The sequence below is a fragment of the Hydrogenophaga sp. 70-12 genome, from assembly GCF_001897365.1.
Classification (GTDB): domain Bacteria; phylum Pseudomonadota; class Gammaproteobacteria; order Burkholderiales; family Burkholderiaceae_C; genus Hydrogenophaga; species Hydrogenophaga borbori.
This window is the reverse complement of record NZ_MKSS01000321.1, coordinates 1-7,475: the sequence shown is the minus strand read 5'-3', so window position 1 is coordinate 7,475 and position 7,475 is coordinate 1. Positions and strand designations below refer to the sequence as shown.

Annotated in this window: 2 protein-coding genes; both read left to right on the top strand. The window is 76.0% G+C overall.

Translation table 11 applies throughout. The features are described from left to right. A partial coding sequence (locus BGO22_RS16890) for a type I polyketide synthase (RefSeq protein ID WP_286851872.1) occupies window positions 1-3,405 on the top strand: 3,405 nt, incomplete at its 5' end. A gap of 3 nt (window positions 3,406-3,408) precedes the next feature. Continuing rightward, window positions 3,409-7,475, top strand: a 4,067-nt coding sequence (locus tag BGO22_RS16885; RefSeq protein WP_286851871.1) for a type I polyketide synthase, incomplete at its 3' end; no start/stop codon positions are given.

Genomic DNA, 7,475 nt, shown 5'->3' with positions numbered 1-7,475 from the left:
GTCGAAGCGCACGGCACCGGCACGCCGCTGGGCGACCCGATCGAGGTCGGTGCCCTGGGGGCCGTGCTCGGTGCGGGCCGCGAGGCCACGCGGCCCCTGCTCATCGGTTCCATCAAAACCAACGTCGGCCACCTGGAGGCCGCGGCCGGCGTGGCCGGCATCGCCAAGGTGGTGCTGGGCCTGCAGCGCGGCGAGCTGCCGCCGCACCTGCACTTCCGCCAGGGCAACCCGCACATCGACTGGGCCGCCTGGCCGCTGCAGGTGCCCACCGCCGTGACGCCCTGGGCGCCCATCGAAGGGCGCCGGCTCGCGGGTGTCAGCGCCTTCGGCTTCAGCGGCACCAACGCCCACGTGGTCCTGGAGGCCGCGCCCGAGGCGCCCGCGCGCGAGGCCCCGGCGCTTGAGCGCACCACGCACCTGCTGGCCCTGTCGGCGCGCCACGAAGGCGAGCTGGCCGAGCTGGCGCGGCGCTACGCGCAGGCCCTGGCCGCGCCCGACCTGAACCTGGCCGACCTGTGCTTTACCGCCAACGCCGGCCGCGCGCATTTCGCGCACCGCCTGGCCGTGCGCGGCCAGAACGCGGCGCAGATGATCGACGGCCTGCGGGCTTACCTGGACGGGCGCGAGGCCGAGGCGCTGGTGAGCGGCCACAACGAGGGCGCCGCGCGCCCGCGCGTGGCCTTCCTCTTCACGGGGCAGGGCGCCCAGCACGTGGGCATGGGGCGCGCGCTGTACGAACAGCAGCCCGTGTTCCGCGCCACCATGGACGCCTGCGACGCCGCGCTGCGCCCGCACATGGACCGGGGCCTGCTGGCGCTGCTGTACGCCCCGCTTGACGCGGCGGTGTCCATCGACGACACGGTCTACGCCCAGCCGCTCACCTTCGCCATCGAGGTCTCGCTGGCCGCGCTCTGGCGCTCCTGGGGCATCGAGCCCGAGGCCCTGCTGGGCCACAGCCTGGGCGAGTACGCGGCGGCCTGCGTGGCCGGCGCCCTGTCGCTGGAGGACGGCCTGCGCGCCGTGGCCGCGCGCGGGCGCCTCACGCACGCGCTGCCGGCCGACGGCGGCATGGCCGCCGTGTTCGCGCCGCGGGCCACGGTGCAGGCCCAGCTGGCCGCCAGCGGCGACCCGGCGCTGACCATCGCCGCCGACAACGGCCCCGAGCACTTCGTCATCAGCGGCCCGCGCGCCAGCGTGATGGCCGCCGTGGCCGCGCTGGAGGCCCAGGGCGTGCGCGCCAAGTCGCTGCGCGTGCCGCACGCGGCGCACTCCGCCCTCATCGAGCCCGCGCTGCCCGGCCTGCGCGAAGCGCTGGCCAGCGCGCGTTTCTCGCCGCCGGCCATCGCCCTGGTGTCCAACCTCACGGGCGAGCCCGTGGGCCCGAACGAGCTGGCCGACCCCGACTACTGGCTGCGCCACATGCGCCAGCCGGTGCGCTTCGCGCCGGCCCTGCAGGTGCTGCTGCGCCAGGGCATCACGCACTTCATCGAGGTCGGCCCGCACCCGGTGCTGCTGGGCATGGGCGCCGAATGCGCGGCCGGCGCAGCCGTCGAATGGCTGCCCTCGCTGCACCGCGAGCGGCCCGACGCCAGCGACATGCTGGAAGGCCTGCAGAAGCTCTACGCGGCGGGCGCCGAGGTCGACTGGGCCGGCTTCGACGCGCCCTTCGCGCGCCGCCGCGTGGCCGCGCCGGGCTATCCCTGGCGCGCCACGCGCCACTGGATGGACGTGGTCAACCAGGCGCCGGGCATGGCCTTGAACGCGGGCCAGCGCTGGGCCGCGCTGAGCCAGGCGCTGGACCGGCAGGCACAACGCGGCCCGCTGGACCTGGGCATCGCCTCCTACCCCGCCAAATGGGCCTGCCTGGAAGGCATCACCCTCGCGCATGCCGCGCACACGCTGCGCGAGGCGGGCCTGTTCCGCGAAGCCGGCGAATCGCGCACGCTCGACGAGGTGCTGCAGGCCGGCGGCATCGCGGCCGGCTACCGCCACCTGGTGGCGCGCTGGCTGGCCGGCCTGGCCGCGCGCGGCGATCTGCGCGCGCAGGGCGAGGCCTTCGTGGCCGACGCGCCGCTGGCCGCGCCCGACCTGCCCGCGCTGTGGGCCGGCGCCCAGGCCCTGTTCGCCGACAACCAGCCCCTGTTCGACTACCTGCGCCACTGCGGCTCGCTGGTCGAACCCGTGCTGCGTGGCCGCGAAAGCCCGCTGGAAACCCTGTTCCCCGGCGGCTCCTTCGAGCTCGCCGAAAACCTGTACCAGCGCTCGGCCACCATGCGCTACATCAACGGCCTGGCCGCCACCGCCTTCGAGTCGCTGGGCGCCTCGGTGCCGCCCGGGCGCCAGCTGCGCGTGCTGGAGATCGGCGCCGGCACCGGCGGCACCAGCGCCGCGGTGCTGGCCGCGCTGCCGCCCGATCGCGCGCGCTACCACTTCAGCGACGTGTCCGACGTGTTCCTCGACCGCGCGCGCGAGCGCTTCGCCGAGCACCGCTTCCTGAGCTTCGGCGCCTTCGACATGGACCAGGACCCGGCCGCGCAGGGTTATGCGCCCGGCGGCTTCGACGCCATCGTCGCCGCCAACGCGGTGCACGCGAGCAAGGACCTGCGCACCGCGCTGCAGCGCCTGCGCGGCCTGCTCGCCCCGGGCGGCGTGCTGGTGCTGGTGGAGTCCACCACCCACCTGGCGTGGTTCGACATGAGCACCGGCCTGATCGAAGGCTGGCAGCACTTCGCCGACGACCTGCGCACCGACAACCCGCTGCTGCCGCCGGCCACCTGGGTGCGCGCCCTGCGCGAGGCCGGCTTCGACGAGGCCGGCGCCTGGCCGCCCGCCGGCTCGCCCGCCGAGGCCCTGGGCCAGCACCTCATCGTGGCCCGCGCGCCGGGCTCGGCCGAGGCCGGCGGTGGCGCGACGCAGGCGATCGAACCGACCGGTGCCCCGGCGGCCGCGCCCACGCGCTCCGGGCCGCAGGAAGCGGCCGAGGCGCTGCGGCGCCGCGTGCGCGAGGCCCTGCCAGGCGAACGCCTGGACCTCTTGCGTGAATTCGTGCGCGATCGGGTCGTTCGCGTGCTGCGCCTGGACCAGAACGAGCCGCCAGGGCGGCACGATCGGCTGATGGACCTCGGATTCGACTCGCTCATGGCCGTGCAGCTGCGCAACCAGCTCGGCACCGGCCTGGGCCTGGACAAGCCGCTGCCCGCCACGCTGATGTTCGACTACCCCACGATCGACGCGCTGGCCACCCACCTGCTGGGCCGCGTGGCGCCCACCGACACGGCCGCGCCCGCCGCCGCGGCCACGGCCGCCCCGGCCACCGCGCCCGAAGCGCTCGGCGCGGCCGCCGTGGCCGCCATGAGCGACGAAGAGATCGAAGCGCTGCTGCTCGCGCGCCTGGACAAGACCTGAACGATGAACGACGCAAGCCCCCCGGCCCCCGCTGGCGAACCCGCCCTGTCGCCCCTCAAGCGCGCCTTCCTCGCGCTGGAGGCGGCGCAGTCGCGCGTGGCCGCGCTGGAGGCCGCGGCGCGCGAGCCCATCGCCATCATTGGCCTGGGCTGCCGCGTGCCCGGCGGCGGCAACGACGCCGACAGCTTCTGGCGCCTGATGCGCGACGGCGTGGACGCCATCGGCCCGCTGCCCGCCGATCGCTGGGACACCGAGGCCCTGTACGACCCCGACCCCGAGGCGCCCGGGCGCATTGCCACGCGCGCGGGCGGCTTCCTCGGCGCCATCGACGGCTTCGACGCCGGCTTCTTTGGCATCGCACCGCGCGAGGCCCAGGGCATGGACCCGCAGCAGCGCCTGCTGCTCGAAGTGAGCTGGGAGGCCCTGGAGCACGCGGGCCAGGCGCCCGACCGGCTGGAGGGCACGCGCACCGGCGTCTACATGGGCATGTGCAGCAGCGACTACGCCTACCTGCAGCTCATGAGCGGCGACCGCTCGCTGCTCGACGCGCATTTCACCTCGGGCATCGCCCACAGCATCGGCTCGGGCCGCCTCTCGTACCTGCTGGGACTGCAGGGCCCCAGCCTCACGCTGGACACCGCCTGCTCGTCCTCGCTGGTGGCCGTGCACCTGGCCTGCCAGGCGCTGCGCGCGGGCGACTGCCGCATGGCCCTGGCCGGCGGTGTCAATCTCATCCTCTCGCCCGACCTGTACATCGCGCTGTCGCACGCGCGCATGCTCGCGCCCGACGGCCGCTGCAAGACCTTCGACGCGTCCGCCGACGGCTTCGCGCGCGGCGAGGGCTGTGGCGTGGTGGTGCTCAAGCGCCTGAGCGACGCGCAGGCCGACGGCGACCGCGTGCTCGCGGTGATCCGCGGCAGCGCCGTCAACCAGGACGGCCCCAGCAGCGGCCTGACCGCGCCCAACGGCCCGGCGCAGGAAGCGGTGATCCGCGAGGCCCTGGCGCGCGCGGGCCTGCGGCCGCACGAGGTCGGCCTGATCGAGGCGCATGGCACCGGCACGCAGCTGGGCGACCCGCTGGAGGTGCAGGCCTTGGGCGCGGTGTTCGGCGCCGGGCGCGAACAGCCGCTGTGGCTGGGTTCGGTGAAGACCAACCTGGGCCACCTGGAAGCGGCGGCCGGCGTCACCGGGCTCATCAAGCTGGTGCTGTCGCTGCGGCAGCGGCAGATTCCGCCGCACCTGCACTTCAAGACGCCCAGCCCGCACATTCCCTGGGACGATTTCGCCCTGCGCGTGCCCACCGCGCTCACGCCCTGGGAGCCCATCAACGGCCGCCGCATCGCGGGCGTCAGCTCCTTCGGCTTCAGCGGCACCAACGCGCACGTGCTGGTGGAAGAGGCCCCCGAGGCACCGGCGGCGGTGAACAGCCCCGCCGGCCGCCAGTGGCCGTTCGTGCTCTCGGCCAAGAACGACGCCGCGCTGGCCGCGCTGGCCGCGCGCTGCGCCGAGGCCTTCGCGGGCCGGCCCGACGAGCAACTGGCCGATCTCTGCTTCAGCGCCGCCGTGGGCCGCGCGGCCTTCGCGCTGCGCGCCGTGGTGCTGGCGCGCAGCGTGGCCGAACTGGTCGAGGGCCTGCGCGCCCTGGCCGAGGGCCGCGAGGCGCCGAACCTGCGGACCGCGCGCGTGCACCGCCGCGACCCGGCGCGTTTCGCCTTCCTGTTCACGGGGCAGGGCGCGCAGTACCTGGGCATGGGCCGCGCCCTCTATGAGCGCGAGCCGGTGTTCCGCCGCGCGCTCGATGAATGCGCCGCCGGGCTGCAAGGCGCCATCGAGCGCCCCTTGCTCGAGCTGCTGTTCGACCCCGAGGCGCCGGCGAAGCGGCTCGACGACACCGGCTTCACCCAGCCCGCGCTGTTCGCCATCGAGTACTCGCTGGCGCAGCTGTGGATCAGCTGGGGCATCCGGCCCGACGCGGTGATGGGCCATTCGGTGGGCGAACTCGTGGCCGCCTGCCTCGCGGGCGTGATGCCGCTGGAGCGCGCCCTGTGGCTGATCGCCCGGCGCGGCGCGCTGATGCAATCGCTGCCCGCCGGTGGCCGCATGGCGGCCGTGTCCGCGCCCGAGGCCGAGGTGGCCGAGGCGCTCGCCCCGCGCGCGGCGCGGGTCGCCATCGCGGCGGTCAACGGCCCGCGCCAGACCGTGATCGCGGGCGCCGCCGCCGACGTGGACGCCCTGTGCGAGGGCTTCGCGGCGCGCGGCCACCGCTGCCAGGTGCTGCCGGTCTCGCACGCCTTCCATTCCCCGCTGGTCGAGCCGGTGCTCGACGCCTTTGAGCAGGCCGCGTCAAGCGTGCCGTTCGCCGCGCCGCGGCTGCGCCTGGTGTCCAACCTCACGGGCGGCTGGGCCGACCCGGCCGAGGTGACCCAGCCCCGCTACTGGCGCCGCCACGTGCGCGAGGCCGTGCGCTTCGCCGATGGCCTGCGCACGCTGGCCAGCGTCTCGCCCGACGTGTGCATCGAGGTCGGCCCGCACCCCACGCTGCTGCCGTTCGTGGAGGCCACGCTGGGCGCGGGCGCGCCCACCCTGGTGCCCACGCTGCGCAAGGGCCGCGACGACCTGGACCAGCTCGCCGAGTCGCTGGGCGGCCTGTTCCTGGCCGGCGCGCCGCTGGACTGGCGGGCCGTCTGGTCCTCGTCCGGCTGCCGGCCCACCGATTTGCCCGGCACCCCCTTCCAGCGCGAGCGCCAGTGGTTCCGCGCGCGCCCCGTGGCGCCCCGGTCCGCGGGCCGCGACACCGCGCACCCGCTGCTGGGCACGCGCCTGCGCGGCGCCTTGCGCGAGGTGGTGTCGTTCGAACAGCGCCTGCGCGCCGCCGACCTGCCGTACCTGGCCGACCACCGGGTCAACGGGCGCGCCATCCTGCCGGCCACCGGCTTCCTGGAAATGGCGCTGGCCGCCAGCCGCCAGGTCTGGGGCGAGGCGCGCGCGCTGCACGACGTGGCGATCGTCGAGCCCCTGGCCTTCGAGGGCGAGGAGGCCCGCACGGTGCAAGTCATCGTGCGCCGGCCCGAGGGCGAGGCCGCCAGCGTCGAGGTGCTGTCGCAGGCCGATGGCGCCGATGAGGACGCGTGGCAACGGCATGCGCTGGGCCGTTATGCCGATGCGGCCGAGCGCGCCGAAGCGCCCACGCCCGAGCCGCGCGAGGCCGTGCGGGCCCGCTGCACCGACACGCGGGACGGCGCCGCGCACCGCGAGGGCCTGCGCGAGCGCCAACTGGACTTCGGTCCCAGCCTGCACGGCGTGCGCCACCTCCACCGCCAGGACGGCGAGGCCCTGGGCGAGATCGAACTGCCCGCCGCCGCCGGCGCGGGCGACTACCTGCTGCACCCGGCCCTGCTTGACGCCTGCCTGCAGGTGATGGCCGCGGCGCTGCCCGCGCGCACCGCTGCTGGCCAGGCCTACCTGCCGATGGCGATCGAGCGCCTGCAATGGCACCGCACGCCGGGGCCGCGGGTGACCAGCCATGCGCGCATCACCGTGGGCGAGGGCGGGGCGGGGCTGCTCAAGGCCAGCGTCACCGTCAGCGACGACCAGGGGCCCGTGGCCACGCTCGAAGGCATCGCGCTGCGCCCGCTGGGCGCGGGCGAGGCCCCGGTCTACGCCATCGAATGGCCGCGCGCGCCCGACGCCGCCTGGCTGCCCGCGCCCACCGAACTGGCGGCCTTGGCCGGCCCGCTGCTCGACGGCCTGGCGCGCGAGCACGGCCTGGACGACTACCAGCAGGCCTTCCTGGCGCTGGAGTCCCTGAGCGCCGACTGGATCGTGCGCGCCCTGGCCGAGCTGGGCTGGCGCCCCGCGGCCGGCGAGCGGGTCGAGGCCGCCGCGCTGGCGCGCGCGCTCGGCGTGGCGCCGCGCTACCACCGCCTGCTGCCGCGCCTGCTGGCCATCCTGGCCGAGGACGGCGTGCTGCGCGCCGAGGGCGGGGCCTGGACCGTGTTGCACTGGCCCACGCCGGCCGACCCGATGCAGCGCCTGCCCGCGCTGCTGCAGCGCCACCCGGCCGCGCGCCC